General features: G+C 57.8%; 9 protein-coding genes. 5 read left to right on the forward strand and 4 right to left on the reverse strand.

The genetic code is table 11. The features are described from left to right. Positions 1 to 131 precede the first annotated feature (131 nt). The 4 genes from QZ511_RS01770 to QZ511_RS01785 form a co-directional block, all read right to left on the reverse strand. Positions 132 to 5,813, reverse strand: a complete 5,682-nt coding sequence (locus QZ511_RS01770; RefSeq protein ID WP_295798054.1) for a hypothetical protein — start codon at positions 5,811 to 5,813, stop codon at positions 132 to 134. Positions 5,814 to 6,453: 640 nt separating this feature from the next. Beyond that, positions 6,454 to 9,600: a CusA/CzcA family heavy metal efflux RND transporter gene (locus QZ511_RS01775; protein ID WP_295798057.1), complete on the reverse strand. Its 3,147-nt coding sequence runs from the start codon at positions 9,598 to 9,600 to the stop codon at positions 6,454 to 6,456. 9 nt (positions 9,601 to 9,609) lie between these two features. Beyond that, positions 9,610 to 10,794, reverse strand: a complete 1,185-nt coding sequence (locus tag QZ511_RS01780) for an efflux RND transporter periplasmic adaptor subunit (RefSeq protein WP_295798059.1) — start codon at positions 10,792 to 10,794, stop codon at positions 9,610 to 9,612. 50 nt (positions 10,795 to 10,844) lie between these two features. Further along, on the reverse strand, positions 10,845 to 12,155 hold the full coding sequence (locus QZ511_RS01785; protein WP_295798190.1) for a TolC family protein: 1,311 nt from the start codon (positions 12,153 to 12,155) through the stop codon (positions 10,845 to 10,847). A gap of 489 nt (positions 12,156 to 12,644) precedes the next feature. Here QZ511_RS01785 and QZ511_RS01790 point away from each other — a divergent pair, with 489 nt between their 5' ends. The 5 genes from QZ511_RS01790 (at position 12,645) to QZ511_RS01810 (ending at position 17,569) form a co-directional block, all read left to right on the forward strand. Continuing rightward, the gene (locus QZ511_RS01790) at positions 12,645 to 14,444 is read left to right on the forward strand and encodes a DUF3604 domain-containing protein (protein ID WP_295798062.1); all 1,800 of its coding nucleotides are present in this window, start codon (positions 12,645 to 12,647) and stop codon (positions 14,442 to 14,444) included. A gap of 74 nt (positions 14,445 to 14,518) precedes the next feature. After that, a complete protein-coding gene (locus tag QZ511_RS01795) occupies positions 14,519 to 15,379 on the forward strand; it encodes a peptidylprolyl isomerase (protein ID WP_295798066.1) in 861 nt (286 codons plus the stop codon). Next, on the forward strand, positions 15,376 to 16,374 hold the full coding sequence (locus tag QZ511_RS01800; protein ID WP_295798068.1) for a HupE/UreJ family protein: 999 nt from the start codon (positions 15,376 to 15,378) through the stop codon (positions 16,372 to 16,374). Before QZ511_RS01795 ends, QZ511_RS01800 begins: the two co-directional genes overlap by 4 nt. A 49-nt stretch (positions 16,375 to 16,423) precedes the next feature. Continuing rightward, positions 16,424 to 17,080 carry a peroxiredoxin gene (locus QZ511_RS01805; RefSeq protein ID WP_295798071.1) on the forward strand — a complete coding sequence of 219 codons (657 nt, stop codon included), beginning with the start codon at positions 16,424 to 16,426 and terminating at the stop codon, positions 17,078 to 17,080. A 69-nt stretch (positions 17,081 to 17,149) separates the two neighbouring features. Further along, the gene (locus tag QZ511_RS01810) at positions 17,150 to 17,569 is read left to right on the forward strand and encodes a hypothetical protein (RefSeq protein ID WP_295798075.1); all 420 of its coding nucleotides are present in this window, start codon (positions 17,150 to 17,152) and stop codon (positions 17,567 to 17,569) included. The last annotated feature ends 131 nt before the right edge of the window (positions 17,570 to 17,700 follow it).

A 17,700-nucleotide genomic window follows, 5' to 3' on the forward strand; every position in this document is an offset into this window, starting at 1 on the left:
GCCAAAATAAAAAAGGCCCGTTACCGCAAAATAACGGGCCTTTTTATTTTTACAGAATAAACAACAATAGACGGCAAAGCCTCAGCAAAAAGATTACCTAAAAACTTTTTCTGCTGGACTACCCCGCCCCACTACTGAAACACCAGGTAGCCCACTTGCTCGGCAGTATGCGAACGCTCGGCCTGTAAAATCTGGTCTTCATCCACAGACAAGGTAATTGAAGTAGCAGAGGTAACATCTCGCAATACGGCCCAGCTGCCATCTATACCATCCATTGCCGCCTGGGTCAGGATGGTCGTGGCAGGGCTAGAAAGCCCGCTCAACGGGTAACTGTATTTGCCGTTGCCATACCCCCTAACAGAATCACTGCCAAGGCCTGCAACATAATCCCTGCCACTGATATTTCCACTTCCGGACTCTATAACCACATAACCGAGAGTTTCCTGTGCACGAACATATACAGTGTCTTCGCCCACATGCTTGCCGATACGGATGTCGGAAGTGCTGGCCACCTCGGTTTCAGATGCCCCACGACTCCAGAACACAGACCAGTTGCTGTCGTTTGCGCTCATCACCTGGCCAAATACAACCGGCGAAGCATAACTGTTTATGAGAGATATCGACTCGGCATTCCATTTTCTCTTGCGGTCAGTCACCGAAGATTGGTAAAGCGCCGCCTCCATCGTGATTCCGTGCACCGCCTGGCTATAGGTACCAGCTTCGACAGCCATATAGTGCACGGGAAGGCTGACGGGGTCGCTGGCGCCGTCCACTCTCTGCAGCATAATGTCGAACTGGTTACCGGAAGCATTGCGAATACGCACCACCACCGGGGGAGTATCGGTGCCATATAACGGCGTGGTCACAACAACCGGCTGCTGGTACACATGATTGAGCGTTACCGTCATCCAGGTGTCAGTTGTTACCGATGGCAATACCTCGGTCTGCAAAAATGGATTGCCCGGGTCCAAGACATTGGTGGGATCGGAACCGCGATGGAATTCGTCCAAATTACTGAGCTCATCGCCATCCAGGTCAGCCAGCGCATCTGCGGGGTTCAGCGGATTCAGGCCGTACTGCAGCTCCCAGGTATCGGGCAGTTGGTCATTATCGTCGTCAAGATCGGCATTGTTACCAATTCCATCATCATCTGAATCGAAGGATTCGCGCTCATCCAGAGGGAATGCATCGCTACCGTCGACCACGCTATCACCGTCGCTGTCGGCATCGAGCGGATTGGTTCCAAGCGCGGCTTCCTCACCAGTATTCAGCCCGTCATTATCCGGATCGGAATTTTGCGTGCCGTCATCCACAGCCGGGTCGAATCCGTGCTCGAGCTCAAACCCATCAGGTAGCCGGTCACCGTCGCTGTCTGGATTGTCCGCATAGGTACCGGCCTGGAACTCTTCCAGGTTGCTCAGGCCATCTTTGTCGTGATCCTCATCGGCATCATTGATCCAGGGATCGAGCCCGTGAGTGTTCTCCCAATAATCCGGCATACCATCCCCATCGGCATCCCCTAGCTCATCCACCAGCGGGTTGCTGCCCGCATCAAATTCGTAGCGGTTGCTGATGCCGTCACCATCGGGGTCATCATTGCCATCCAGCGCGGAGAAATAATCAAAACCGTATTGGGATTCCCAGCCATCCGGCATAGAGTCCCGGTCGCTGTCCAGGAAATAGAGGGAGTTGAGAGGGTAACGATCCATTTGATCATTGGCATAATCGCCATCTGAATCATCATTGTGAGGATCCGTACCCAGTTCGAATTCACGCAATGGCGTCAGGCCATCCGAATCACCGAAATACGGGTCGTTGGCATCCCAGGCATCAAACTGGTTCAGCCCGTTCGCGAGCTCCCATTCGTTTGGCAACCCATCACCGTCGGCATCCAGGCGATAGCGATCATCCGCCGGAGCAAAGTCTTCACCATCGATAATACCGTCACTATCGGAGTCCATAGCGGAGGGATCCGAACCCGCAACAAACTCTTGCAGATTTGTCAGGCCATCACCGTCGAAGTCCTCACTGGCGTCCTGAGCATATGAATCATCCATACCATTGGCCATCTCGTAGAGAGCCGGCAGTCCGTCGCGATCCTTGTCTTTGTAATAGCGCGCGTCAGTGGGCCAAACATCCAGGCCATCCAGTACCGTGTCGCCATCGGTATCCGCTACCGTCGGGCGGCTGCTCGCCAGGTATTCATAAAAGTTCGCAAGCCCGTCACCATCGAGGTCCCAGGTTGCATCTGAAGGGTCGTATGCGTTCAGGCCATGGGATTCCTCCCAGGCATTGGGCATACCATCGGCATCGTCGTCTCGAGCCTTGCTCGGGTCCAGCGGCCAATTGTCTTCTCCATCCCGCGCGCCATCGAAGTCGCTGTCTTCGTTGCGAGGATCGGTGCCGAGGGCAAATTCAAGATAGTTACGCAGGCCGTCGTAATCCGAGTCTTCACCACCATCGTAGGTGTTGTTGTCGTTGAGGCCGTGTTCCATCTCCCACATTTCCGGAATGCCGTCGCGATCGCGGTCGAAGCGGTAGCGCATGTCCAGCGGGTAGCGGTCTTCACCGTCGTACACACCATCCATGTCACTGTCCATTTCCTGCGGGTTGGTGTCGCGCTGGTATTCCTGCAGGCTGCTCAGGCCATCGCCATCGAAGTCGAAGCCGGCATCCCAGGGGTCGCTGTCATACAGACCATTGGCCAGTTCCCACTCATCCGGCAGGCCGTCCCGGTCCAAATCTCGGCTGTAGGCGGCATTGGTGGCTACAGGGTCTTCACCGTCGAGGGCGCCATCGCCGTCGCTGTCTGGATCTTCCGGGTCAGTGCCCGCAACAAACTCCTGTAGATTACTGAGGCCGTCACCATCCATATCGTCTGCGGCATCGCCAGGATAACCATCATCCAGGAACGTATAGTGGTTTTCGTAGGCTTCCGGCAGGCCGTCCTGGTCGAAGTCATGTTTATAGGCGGCATCAAGTGGGGCAGTATCTTCGCCATCAATCACGCCGTCCAGGTCACTATCGGGGAAATCGTGGCGGGTGCCGGCCTGATACTCCTCGAGATTGCTGAGGCCGTCACCGTCCCAATCCATCGCCGCATCGTTTGAGTCAAACTCATTCAGGCCGCGGGTGATTTCCCAGGCATCGGGGATACCGTCAGCATCGTCATCTCGGGCTTTGCTCGGGTCCAGCGGCCAGTTGTCTTCTCCGTCCTGCTCGCCATCGGAGTCGCTGTCGCTATTGTGCGGGTCCGTGCCCAGGGCAAATTCCCGGTAGTTGCGCAGGCCATCGTAGTCCGCGTCCTCACCGCCGTCATGGGTGTTGTTGTCGTTGAGGCCATGTTCCATCTCCCACATTTCCGGAATTCCATCGCGGTCGCGGTCGAAGCGGTAGAGAAAGTTCAGTGGGTAGCGGTCTTCACCGTCATAGACGCCATCCCTGTCGGTGTCCATTTCCTGCGGGTTGGTGCCGCGCTGATATTCCTGCAGGTTGCTCAAGCCGTCGCCATCGAAGTCGAAGGCGGCATCCCACGGGTCGCTGTCATACAAGCCATTGGCCTGCTCCCACTCGTCCGGCAGGCCATCTTGATCCTGATCACGACTGTACTGCGAGTCGCCAGGTTTAAGATCCTCACCATCTAGCACACCGTCGTTATCGCTATCCGGATTTTCCGGGTCCGTGCCTGCGGCGAATTCCTGCAGATGGTTGAGGCCATCACCATCCATATCGTCTGTAGCATCGCCGGGGTAGCCATCATCCAGAAATGGATACCGGTTTTCGTAGGCTTCCGGCAGGCCATCTTTATCAAAGTCGTTTTTGTAGACGGCATCAAGGGGGACAGCATCTTCACCATCGAGAACGCCGTCCTGGTCGCTGTCTGGGAAGTCGTGGCGGGTGCCGGCCTGATACTCCTCGAGATTGCTGAGACCGTCACCGTCCAAATCCATCGCCGCATCGTTTGAGTCGAACTCATTCAGGCCACGGGTGATTTCCCAGGCATCGGGGATACCGTCACCGTCCTGGTCCTGGGCTTTGCCGGGATCTAAAGGCCAGGCATCGTCACCATCCGGAACTCCGTCCCAGTCGCTATCGCTATTGTGCGGGTCCGTGCCCAGCGCAAATTCGAGGTAGTTGCGCAGGCCGTCGGAGTCCGAGTCCTCACCACCATCGTGGGTGTTATTGTCGTTGAAGCCGTGCTCCGCCTCCCACATTTCCGGAATGCCGTCGCGGTCGCGGTCGAAGCGGTAGAGAAAGTTCAGTGGGTAGCGGTCTTCACCGTCATAGACGCCATCCCTGTCGCTGTCCATCTCCTGGGGATTGGTGCCAAGCAGGTATTCCTGCAGGTTGCTCAGGCCGTCGTCATCGAAGTCAAAGGCGGCATCCCACGGGTCGCTGTCATACAGGCCGTTGGCCTGCTCCCACTCGCCCGGCAGGCCGTCTTGATCCTGGTCGTGACTGTAGGTGGCATTGGTGGCAACTGGATCCTCACCATCGAAGGTACCGTCGCCGTCGCTATCCGGGTTTTCCGGGTCGGTGCCCGCAGTGAATTCCTGCAGATGGTTGAGGCCATCACCATCCATATCGTCTGTGGCATCGCCGGGGTAGCCATCATCCAGGAATGGATACCGGTTTTCGTAGGCTTCCGGCAGGCCATCTTTATCAAAGTCGTTTTTGTAGGCGGCATCGAGGGCGGCTGCATCTTCACCATCGAGTACACCGTCCCGGTCGCTGTCGGGGAAGTCGTGGCGGGTGCCGGCCTGATATTCTTCTAGGTTACTGAGGCCGTCACCGTCCCAGTCCATCGCCGCATCATTTGAGTCATACTCACTCAGGCCACGGGTGATTTCCCAGGCATCGGGGATACCGTCACTGTCCTGATCCAGGGCTTTGCCGGGATCCAGCGGCCACCGGTCTTCTCCGTCCCGAATACCATCGTAGTCGCTGTCTTCGTTAACCGGATCGGTACCCAGGGCGAATTCAAGGTAGCTGCGAAGGCCGTCGGAATCTCGGTCACCACCACCATCGTGGGTGTTGCTGTCGTAGAAGCCGTGTTCCGCCTCCCACATTTCCGGCATTCCATCGCGGTCGCGGTCAAAGCGGTAGCGCAGGTTCAGAGGGTAGCGGTCTTCACCGTCATAGACCCCATCCCGGTCGCTATCCATTTCCTGCGGGTTGGTGCCGCGCTGGTATTCCTGCAGATTGCTCAGGCCGTCGCCATCGAAGTCAAAGGCGGCATCCAGCGGGTCGCTGTCATACAGGCCGTAGGCCTGTTCCCACTCGTCCGGCAGGCCATCCTGATCCAGGTCGCGGCTGTAGGCGGCATTGGTGGCGACGGGATCTTCACCGTCAGGGGCGCCGTCGCCATCGCTATCCGGATTTTCCGGATCAGTGCCAGCAGCAAATTCCTGCAGGTGGTTGAGGCCATCGCCGTCGATATCGAATGACGCGTCGTCAGGGAAAGAATCATCCAGGAACGAATACCGATTTTCGTAGGCTTGCGGCAGGCCGTCGTCGTCGAAGTCAAATTTGTAAGCGACATCGAGCGGCGCGGCATCTTCACCATCTAACACACCGTCCAGGTCGCTGTCGGGAACATCGGGGCGAGTATTGGCCTGATATTCTTCAGGGTCACTGAGACCGTCGCCATCCCAGTCCATGGTGGTATCGTTCGGGTAAAGCTCACCCAGGCCGCGGGTGATCTCCCAGGCATCGGGGATACCGTCACTGTCCTGATCCAGTGCTTTGCCCGGGTCTAGCGGCCATACATCTTCATTATCCAGGACACCATCCCAATCGGAATCTTCTCGCACAGGGCTGGTTTGCAGCCCGAACTCGGCTAGGTTATCGAGAAGATCAAGATCCTCGTCTCGACTAGCGTCTATCGGATCATATGCATTGAGCCCATAAATGGCCTCCCAATAATCCGGCATTCCATCAGCATCCGAATCGAGCGCTTCGGCATAACTCAGGCTGCTCAGCACAGAAATTGAAAAAACAGAGGAAATCGATGTAGTAAGAAAGAATGTGAAAAAGCTTTTATTACGCGTACGGCTCATAAACCCCACCCCGAATAGGGAGTTATTATTTTTTTAAAATGAATTGAGATCAGTACTTCCGAGAACAACAGAAGATGAAATCTATAAAAGTAAGAAATGGATCCGGATTATTACAGGCAGCGCAACGAAAAAAAAGAAAACTGTAATACGATGTAATATGCCCACCCCCATATGACACTCAGATGTATGCAAGTACTTACCGACAAAAAATAAAGCTATAAAATGAAATAAGCGCCAGAAATCTTACTAATCCATTCACTCAAATCCGGAAAGAACTGGCCATCACGAATAGTCCGATGACCATAGCGGATTAAATCAATAGATGGATAGCTGAATAGCAAGCCTTATGCAGAGCCCCGCGGCAGTATGGAGCCACGGATCAAAATGATGCAGGTCACGGGTAATTTCGGGATGGACCGGTTTCCACTTCCTCCACTTTCGCCTCCATCCCATGCACCATCCGGTAAAGCGCCGGCAGCACGAGAAGCGTCAACAGGGTCGACGAAATAATTCCGCCGATCACCACCGTGGCCAGCGGGCGCTGCACTTCCGCGCCGATGCCGGTGTTGAGGGCCATGGGCACAAACCCCAGTGACGCCACCAGCGCCGTGGTGATCACCGGACGCAGGCGAATCAGGGCGCCTTCGATGATGGCATCGTCGAGGCCGTAACCCTGGTGGCGCAGGTCGCGGAAGAAGGAAACCATCACCAGGCCGTTGAGGATGGCAATACCGGACAGGGCGATAAAACCCACCGCGGCAGAAATCGAGAACGGAATGCCGCGCAGCATCAGTGACAACACCCCACCGGTCAGCGCCAGTGGCACACCGGTAAAAATAACCAGGGCATCGCGCGCCGACGCGAGCGCGAGTAACAGCAGCCCCATAATCAGCAACAGCGTAGCTGGCACCACCACCCCGAGCCTGCGTGCTGCCGACTGCAATGTCTGGTAGGTGCCACCGTATTCCACCCAGTAACCCGCCGGGATTTCCACGTTGTCGCTAATCGCCCGCTGTACATCGGCGACAAAACTGCCCAGGTCGCGACCGCGCACATTGGCGGTCACCACCACCCGGCGCTTGCCGTTTTCGCGATACACCTGGTTGATGCCGGTTACCAGATCCAGCGCAGCCACTTCTTCCAGCGGGACATAGTCGCCATTGGTGCGGTGCACCGGTAGCTTTTCCAGGGTCTCCAGGTTCTGGCGCAGCGCTTCCGGCAGGCGCACCACGATATCGATCCTGCGGTCACCCTCGTAAAAACGCCCGGCCACCGCGCCGCCCATGGCCGTGGCCAGCTGCCCCTGTACCGTATTCACATCCAGCCCGTACTGTGCGAGCGCGGAGCGGTTGGGTGCGATGGTCAGCATGGGTAGCCCGGTGGTCTGCTCCAGCTGGATATCCGCGATGCCGTCGACATTGCCGATAGCGGCCTCGATGGCACTGCCCAGCTGCTCGAGCTTTGCGAAATCATCACCGAAGACCTTGATCGCCAGCTCGGCACGCACACCGGCGAGCAATTCGTTGAAGCGCATCTGGATCGGCTGCAGGAATTCGTAGCGGTTGCCGGGAATTGGTTCCACCAGTTGCGCCAGTTCCTCAACCAGTGCGTCGCTGGACTTGCCCGGGTCCGGCCACTGTTCCCGCGGTTTGAGGATGATGAAGTTATCCGCCACGCTTGGAGGCACCGCATCGGTCGCCACTTCGGCAGTGCCGATCTTGGCGAATACCCGCTCCACTTCCGGCAATTCCTTGATCCGCGCCTCCAGGGATTCCTGCAGCGCAATGGCCTGGTCCAGGGAGGTACCGGGAATGCGCAGCGCGTGCATGGCAATATCGCCTTCATTCAGGTTGGGCACGAACTCGCTACCGAGCCGGGTCGCCATATAGCCGAATATCCCTACCAGCAGCACCGCGGCCGCCACCACCAGGAATCGCTGCCTGACGGCGAACTGCAATAGCGGGCGATACACATCCCGCAATTTGCTGAGCGCCCAGTTTTCCCGCTCCACCACCGGCTTACGAAACAGTAGCGCAACACATGCGGGCACAAAGGTCACCGACAACAGCATCGCCGACAGCAGCGCAATCACCACTGTGGTCGCCATCGGATGGAACATTTTGCCTTCCACCCCGGAGAGGGCGAAGATCGGCAGGTACACCGCGGTAATGATAAACACCCCGAACATCGCCGGGCGGATCACCTCACGGGTGGACTGGAAAACCACTTCCAGCCGCTCGTCCATTTCCAGTTCGCCATTCTCGCGGGTAGCCTGGCTCAGCCGGCGCAGGCAGTTCTCCACAATGATGATGGCGCCGTCTACCAGCAGGCCGAAATCCAGTGCCCCCAGGCTCATCAGGTTGGCGCTGACCCGCGTCTGCACCATCCCGGTCACCGTCATCAACATGGCAATGGGAATCACCAGTGCGGTGAGAATGGCCGCGCGCACATTCCCCAGTAGCAGGAACAGAATGACGATGACCAGCAATGCGCCCTCGAGCAGGTTGGTGCGCACCGTGCCGAGGGTTTTGTCCACCAACCGGGTGCGGTCGTAAACCGCGGTGGCGGTAATCCCCGGCGGCAAGCTCGCCTTGATCTCCTCGAGCTTCTCGCCCACCGCGTGCGCCACCGTGCGGCTGTTTTCCCCCACCAGCATGAACACGGTACTCATCACCACTTCACGGCCATTCTGGGTGGCCGCACCGGTGCGCATCTCGCGGCCCTCACCTATTCGCGCCACGTCCCCCAGGTGCACCGGAACACCATCCACTTCCGCCACCAGGAAGTCGTTGAGGGATTCCACCGTTTCCGCCTGGCCGGGCACCCGCAGCATCCACTGCGCGCCGCTGTGCTCGATAAAGCCAACGCCCCGGTTCTGGTTGTTTTTTTCCACCGCGAGGATCAGGTCTTGCTGGGTAAGGCCGAACGCCAGCAGGTTTTCCGGCTCGATGGCGACGAGAATTTCCCGTTTGAAGCCGCCGATGGGATTGACCTCGACCACCCCGGGCACCCGCAGTAATTGCGGACGGATAATCCAGTCGTGCACGGTGCGCAGGTCGGTGGGGGTAATTGGTGTACCGTCGGCACTGGTGGCACCGGGCTCCGCATCCACCGTGAACATGAAGATCTCACCGAGACCGGTGGCGATCGGCCCCAGTTCCGGCTCCACGCCAGCCGGCAGTGCACTGCGCGCGCCGGCAAGGCGTTCACTCACCAGCTGGCGGGCGAAATAGATATCCGTGCCATCTTCAAAAATCACGGTGACCTGGGACAGGCCATAACGGGACAGGGAACGTGTATAGGTCAGGTTCGGCAGCCCGGCCATGGCGTTTTCCACCGGATAGCTCACCCGCTGCTCCACTTCCAGCGGGGTATACCCGCGGGCTTCGGTATTGATCATCACCTGTACGTTGGTGATGTCCGGCACCGCGTCGATCGGCAGCCGGGTGAAATTCCAGATGCCGATGCCGCACAGCAGAGCCACGACGGCCAGCACCAGGGCCCGGTTCTGGATCGAGCTCCGGATCAGGTACTCGAGCATGTCGAAGCCCTAGTGATCATGCGAGGCACCGGATTTCTCGATATCGGCCTTGATGATGTAGCTGTTCTCGGTGACATATTCGGCGCCGGCCTCCAGTCCCCCGAGCACTTCCACCCAGTCGCCGGCCTCACGCCCCAGTTCCAGCATACGCACCTCGTACTCGTCGCCGATCTTGATATACACCACCGTGAAATCGCGGTACGCCTGCAAGCCCGAGCGCTTCACTGCCAGTGGCACCTCGAACTCCGCCACCTGAATTTCTCCGGCCACAAAGCCGCCGGGAGCGAGATCCGCGGGCGGATTGTTCAGCGCCACCCGCACCACGCTGGATTGGTTCGGGCGGATCATGGTATCGATCTGCTGCACCACGCCCTGTAGCTGGACATCCAGGCCGCGGATATTCAATGCAACCGGAGCACCCTGCTTGATACGCGCGCGCGTTGCCGGGAAAACATCCAGCTCTGCAAGCAGGGCATTGCTGTCCGCGATCGTCAGCAGTGCGCGACCATCGGTCTGCTCGCCCGGGTTCGCCAAGCGCTGCAGTACCACCCCTTCTATGGGGGAAGTAATGGAATAGGTCTTCAGGTTTTCATTGCTGTTGATCGCAATCAGCGGCTGGCCCTTGCTGACCCGTTCCCCCAGGCCGACCCGGACCGATTCCACCGTGCCGTCGAAGCGCGCGCTGATAACCCGCACGCGCTCGGGGTTCATTACCAGGCGACCGTATGCCTTGCGGGTTTCCCGCAGTACCGCGGGCCCGGCAATTCCGGTACCGATATCCATGGCCTCGGCAATACTTGGTTCAATGCGGGTGCGGCCTTCGAAGCTGTCGTACTGCCAGTGGTGGCTGTTGCCGTTGTATCTGGCGGTAACTGAAACAACAAACGAATGCGGTTCGTGGATCACCGTGTCACCGCGCAGAAAATTTTCCTGCGGGGCAAAGCTGACATGCTCCTCTTTCCCTCCTAGTCGGGTCAGCACGACCTTGAGGTGGACCTTTTTCGGATCCACCGGTTTTCCGCCATCGGTAACCCACACGCGGAATTCTGGGGGCACGCCAGTTTCGAAGATAGCGAGTTCAACGGCGAAGTCGCCCTCACGCAACATTCGCCCCCGGTTCGGGCCCATTTCAGGATCCGGCTCCCCCTGCTCGGCTTCTGCCGCTGACGCCGGAACATCGGTTCTGTAGCCCATTCCCCAGATCAGAATGATGGCGAGGGCCAAACTTAAAAATACAACGGCTTTCATTTCACGTTCTCACTTAGCTGCATCAGGGACAGCCCGGTGAGTTTTTCGATTTCGATCAGATACAAATGCGCCCGGTATTGGGCCTCGAGAAAGGACAGGCGCGCCTCGATCAGGTCCTGCTGCGCGGCTACCAATTCGTAATAACTGTACTTGCCCTGGCGGTATGCCGTGCGGGTATCGGAGTGTGCCAACTCCAGGCTGGGGATAATTTTCAACGACAGCGCCTCGGCAACGTGGCGGCTGTGCTGTAGCTGTTGAGCAAGCATATAAACCCGGGTTTCCAGCTCGATTACTTTTGCATTCATCTCCGCGCGGTAGCGGTTTTGCTCGGCCATCAGCGCTGCGACCCTGTCGCGATTGCGCTCGCGGCTACCGAGCGGGATGGCAATTCCGGCGACCAGGCTGTAATCGTCTGTGGACTCTAACCGTCGGATACCCGCATCGATACGCCACTGGATACCGGCTTCTGCGCGCGCCAGTGCGATTTCCGCCTCGGCTACCCGCTCGCGGCTCAGGAAAATAGCCAGGTTGGGATTGCCTGCCACCTCGGCGCGCAGCTGTGGGATATCGATGGCCGGAACAGGCGTCACAAGTGAGCCTTCGAGCGCGCCGAATCCGGGGGTGCGCTCGCCCCACTGGGCCGCCAGGCGGTATTTGGCAATGTCCAGTTCATGCTCGACGTCCTCGGCCGCCAATGCGCGCCGCTCCAGTTCCGCTTCGGCGCGGGATGCATCGGCCTGCGGCACCTTGCCCGCAGCAACCTGACGCCGAATATCCACAAGCGCATCCCGCGCCTGCTCCACAGCACTGTGCGCCAGTACCATGCGCTCCTGCTGGGCCATTGCCTGCAGGAAATAGCGTGCAGTATCCGCCGCCACCTCAAGTTCCAGAATCTGACGCTGAATCTCAATCACCCCGGTCTTACTGCGCGCAGCCTCTATCCGTTTATCAATTAACTCGCCCTGTAGCAGCCAGGTGATACCCAGCGTTGTCTGTGCGCTTTCAATATTATTGAAGTCACCGGTGCCAGCGACATCTTCAACCACCAGGCCCAGCTCGGGACGTGGTCTGATGCCGGCTTGCGCCGCACGTGCAGTGGCCGCCTCAAGCTGATAGTTGTATCCCGCAAGCTGCGGATGGCTCTGCAGGCTTTTCAGTACAGCCTGTTCGAAAGTGAGCCGCGACGTAGGGATAGGTTCCTGAGCCCAACCGATTGCACTCGCGAGCAGGGACAGCGCAACAGCGCCAGTTCTCAGCAGCCGGTACCGATCGCGGAGTAACGTTTGACCGATAAATGTCCGTATCATCTTGCGCACTTTGCGTCCTACGCAAGAGAACGAGGTTGTGTCGGTTTGAAGAAAAACATTCACAGAGAATAGACGGTGGCATACCTGACGATATACAGGACACCGATTCGGCCCGGCGGCAACAGGCTCGCTCCTGAGGAACCCCGATCGGCAGGCCTGAGTTGTCGTCCGCCGGACCTGGTCGACCTGACCGCACAGAACGTCGACTCCAAGACTTTACTGGCGGCGCGCTCCCCGGCCCCCCGGCAGAAATGGCCCAAACCTGCTATCCCTTTCAATAGATACAAATCGCTGTTATCGAGGAACACCATGCGCCTACTTACTTCCGCAATCGCGCTTTCATTGCTCATGGCTGGTTGCACCGGTGACGATCGCTCGGCGCCGAGCCCCGGAAGTGGTGATAACCAGGTAGAGAAAACAGATAGCGATACCGCAGCCGAGTCACCAGCGCCTGCAACTGACTCGGCAACGGAGACAGTTGCTGAGACAGTGACGGAGACAACAACGGCCGATACTTCTCTTCAGGATGCAGAAGGCGACGCCCCACAAAACCCCCTTCGCGACGCCTATTTCGGTGAAACCCACCTGCACACCGGGGTCTCCATGGATGCCTTTATTGGCGGAAACCGTTTGACCCCGGACGACGCCTACCGCTTTGCCAGTGGTGAGGAGGTCAAGGTCAATGGCAGCATGCACAAGATCAAGCGGCCGCTGGATTTCTGTGCCGTCACCGATCACGCCGAATTTATCGGTGAAACCTATACCCTGATGACTCCCGGGGCACCGGGGCACGACGACCCCCTCGCCGTGAAATTTCGTGACGTCACCGACCTGAAGGAAGCACTTGGCCTGTATAACAAGTACGTGCTTACCCCGTTGGCGACCGGCAAGGATCCGCATCCACCCTTCTTCCAGGGGGCCGAGTCCATCAAGTCTTCCTGGCAAAAGAATTACGAGGCCACCGAAAAGCACTACAAGCCCGGCGAGTTCACCACCATCCACGCCTACGAATGGACCTCGGCGCCCGGTGGCGCCAATGTGCATCGCAACGTGTTTTTCCGCGACACCAACATTCCGGACATGCCTTTTTCCGCCAATGATGGCAGTGATCCGCAGGAGCTGTGGAAATGGATGCAGGCCCAGCGCAACGACGGAAAGAAGGTATTCGCCATACCGCACAACGCCAATGAAAGTAAGGGCAGGGATTTCCCCGAAACAACGATGGATGGCAAGCCGATCACCAAGTCCTATGTCGAGACCCGTGCCAGCATGGAGCCCTTGATCGAAATGATGCAGGTCAAGGGCAACTCGGAGGTGGTTCCGGATTTCTGGCCCAACGATGAATTTGCCGATTTTGAAAACGCCCGCACGCTGCAGGATTACAGTGATCGCAAGTTCATGAAGCAGAACTTCATCCGCTACGGACTGACACGGGGCCTGAAGTATCAGGTCGAACTGGGTAGCAACCCGTTCAAATACGGCTTTGCCGGCGGTACCGATAACCACAACGGCGCACCAAGCAATGTCGAGGAAGACAACTACAAGGTGGGCAGCCACGGCCTGGTGGATCGCACAGCAAAAGATCGGGCCAACAATGTGCTGGAGGGCGAGATGCTGGTGGCCGACACCAATCCCGGCTCCATCACCGGCGTGTGGGCAACCAGCAATACCCGGGGCGCCATCTGGGATGCCATGCTGGCAAAAGAAACCTTCGCCACCAGCGGCCCACGTATGAAAGTTCGCGCCTTCGCCGGCCAGGGTTATGCGCCCTCCTACGATTCCTATGAAGCCATGGTCGAGGATGGTTACGCCAAGGGCGTGCCCATGGGCGGCGACTACAGTGGCGACGGTGATGAAAAAAAGGCACCACAGATCCTGGTGTGGGCCGTGAAGGACCCCATCGGCCCCAATCTCGACCGCATCCAGATCATCAAGGGCTGGCTGGAAGATGGCGAGATGAAAGACACCATCTACAACGTGGTGGCCTCCGGTGATCGCCTGCAGGAGGATGGCTCGGTGACCCCAGTCGATGCACCAATCGATATGAAAACCGGTGCATTCAACAAGGAAAAAGGCAGTCCGGAACTGATGGGCGTGTGGACCGACCCCGACTACGACCCGTCGCAGATGGCCTACTATTACGTGCGCGTCCTGCAGCTGCCCACCGCGCGCTGGTCGCTCTACGATGAACTGCGCGAGGGCGTTGAGTTCCCGGAGGACACCAAGATGCAGATTGTCGAGCGGGCCTGGGGGTCCCCGATCTGGTATACGCCCGGTAGGCACGAGTGAGAGGCACGAGTGAGAGGCGCAGTAGGCGAGATCAGGAAAGAGGCCGCGGATAAGATCACAAGGAAAATGACTGCATGCTCAACCGGTTGATACGCGAGCCCTTCCTGCACTTTATGGCCCTGGGAGGGTTGATTTTCGCCGCCTATTTCTGGCTTGAACAGGAGCAGGACAGCGACCATCGCATCGTGGTTGATCAGCAGGATCTGGATCACCTGGTCAACCTGTGGAAACTGCAATGGAAGCGTGACCCCGGCCCTGGTGATGTGCAGGCGCTTATCGACCGCTATGTCCGTCGCGAGGTGTTCTATCGGGAAGCCCTGCGCATGAACCTCGATCACAATGACGAGATCATCAAGAAGCGCCTGGCCCAGAAGATGGAGGCCGTGGCTATCGACCTCAGCGCGTTGATGCATCCGGTTACCGAGGAACAGCTGCGGGAGTACTTCCACCGCCGGGAAGACCTGTTCAAGCTCCCGCAGGCCTATGCCTTCCGCCAGGTACTGTTGCTGCCGGAAGAAAAGACCGAAGAACAGATGCAGGACTTACTCACAGCGCTGAGGCAAGGCGAAGAGATCCCGTCCGCGCGCCGGCAAAAACTTTCGATACCCAACCAGTGGCCGCTGACTGCCACACAGGAACTGGACAATGCCTTCGGCGGGGATTTCGCACAGGGCCTGAACAAACTCCCCACCGGCAAGTGGGGCGGGCCGATTCGCTCCGGGTACGGGTGGCACCTGGTACTGATCGAGCGCAAGCAGGAACCCGCCATGCCGGACTTCGAGCAAGTGCAGGATTTTGTCGCTCAGCAATACGAATATGCGTCCGGCATCAAGGCACAGGACCGTGTATACCAGGAACTGCTCGCGAAGTATCAGGTGCAGGTCACTGCCGAGGATATTCCCGGCGCAATCAACGTTTCGTTTGCGGAAGAATGAGCAGAATAGTCCCGTGGCTGCTGGCCATCGCCTGGATGCTAGTTACCCCAACCCTGTGGGCACACGAGATCCGGCCGGCGTATCTGCAGATCGAGGAGACCGCGCCGGCATCCTATGATGTTTTGTGGAAGGTGCCCAGCCGCGGCGACAGGGTCATCGATATTACGCCAAGCTTTGATCAGGCGCTGAAACTCAGCGATGCACGGGAAACCCTGCTCGACGGGTTCGTGCTCTACCACTACCGGCTTACAGCCGGTAAAGACAACACGGAATTGCCCGGCACCCGGCTGACCATAGACAAGCTCCCCAGCACCACGATTGATGTTCTGGTGAATATTCGCCTGCTCGAAGGTGGCGAGTATTCCTTCCTGCTACAGCCGTCGGAAAACACGGTCACCATCCCCCGCGAGCCGGACAAGCTCGGCGTGCTCACCACCTATGCCGTGCTGGGAATCGAGCATATTCTGGAGGGCATCGATCACCTGCTGTTCGTGCTCGCGCTGATCATCCTGGTGCGCGGCTTCGGTCAACTGGTAAAGACTGTCACCGCTTTTACCGTTGCCCACAGTATTACCCTCGGTATGTCGACGCTCGGCTATGTGCACGTTCCCGGCCCGCCCGTGGAAGCAACCATCGCTCTGAGCATTCTGTTTCTGGCCCTTGAAATCCTGCGGGGCCTCAAAGGCAAGGCAACACTCACCGGGCGCATGCCGTGGCTGGTGGCTTTTACATTCGGGCTGCTGCACGGCTTCGGTTTTGCCGGCGCACTGACGGAGATTGGACTGCCGCAGGCGGAAATACCCCTGGCGTTGGCAGCCTTCAATGTGGGCGTGGAGTTGGGGCAGCTGATATTTGTGGGAATGGTATTGCTGCTGATTGCCGCCCTGCGCCGGCGCCAGCACTGGCCCAGTGCCGCGCAAAAAGTCCCGCCCTATGCCATTGGCGCTGTGAGTGCCTTCTGGGTGATCGAAAGAGTATGGGCATTTGCGGTCTAGAATCAGTCGACTTAAACGTATTTAAGATTTCAACAAAGGATCACTACCCATGTCCCTGCGCATAAACGATACCGCCCCAGACTTCACAGTGGATTCCACCGCCGGCAAGCTCAAGTTCCACGAGTGGATCGGCGACAGCTATGCCATCCTGTTTTCCCACCCGAAGGATTTCACCCCAGTCTGCACAACCGAGTTCGGTGCCGTTGCCCAGCTTGCCAGTGAATTCACCAAGCGCAACACCAAGGTGATTGGTGTATCGGTAGACAGTGTTGAAGAACACAAGAAGTGGAAGCGCGATATCGAGGCCTTTGCCGGCGCGCCCGCCGATTTCCCGATTATTGACGACACCTCGCTGGAGGTTTCCAAGCTCTACAATATGTTGCCTGCTGACGCCTATCTTCCCGACGGTCGCACAGCGGCGGACAGTGCAAGCGTGCGCACTGTATTCATCATTGGCCCGGACAAAAAGATTCGCCTCACCATGTCATACCCCATGTCGGTGGGGCGGAACTTCGCTGAAATTTTGCGCGCCCTGGATGCCATCCAGGCTACCGACGGCGTGCCGATTGCAACGCCGGCAAATTGGGTGGCAGGCCAGGATGTCATTGTTGCGCTGAGCCTGAATGATGACCAGGCAAAGGAAAAGTTCGGCAAGGTTGAGATCAAGCTGCCCTATCTGCGTTTTTGCGCGTCGCCAAGCAAGTAATAAATTCGGCCAGAGCTGTATTTCAGAAATGTATCTGGCTGATGAATGCAGGTAAAAGGGAATAGAGAATTGAGCAGTACAGAAAAACGCCCCGTATGGGTCTGGATAATCTTTATCTGGTTCCTGGTTTCCGCAGTATCTGGCGTATTCCAGTTGTACGCGATGTACTCCGGCGCGATTGAACTGCCAGAGGGATTTGAAAGGCCAAGCGGCGCTTTATTTTATTTAAAAGCGTTTATTACTCTGGCTTTGGCAACAGCCGCGGCTGTACTGCTATTTCTGCGTAATTCAACTGCCCGCTGGCTATTTTTGATCCTGCTCTTCGTGTCCCTGGTTTCAGGCGTGCACACCCTGTTTACCCAAAAGTTTCCCGCAGAAAGCGCCACGATGATCAAGGTGACATCGGCCCTTACCTGGGCGCTTTACGCCTTGATTGTTTGGTATACCTTCAGGCTTAAGGAAAAAGGCTACTATCGAGATAGCCGATGAAGACGCGCCTTAATCCACGGTTTTATGGCAGAGAACAGGATGTTTGAGTACCTAGGCAGAGCAATTGTTTTCGTTGGCTAAATCCCGTCCAGGGTAAAGCGAAACCCCGCATCATGACGAGGTTCGCCAAG

Source organism: uncultured Microbulbifer sp., assembly GCF_913055755.1.
Taxonomy (GTDB): domain Bacteria; phylum Pseudomonadota; class Gammaproteobacteria; order Pseudomonadales; family Cellvibrionaceae; genus Microbulbifer.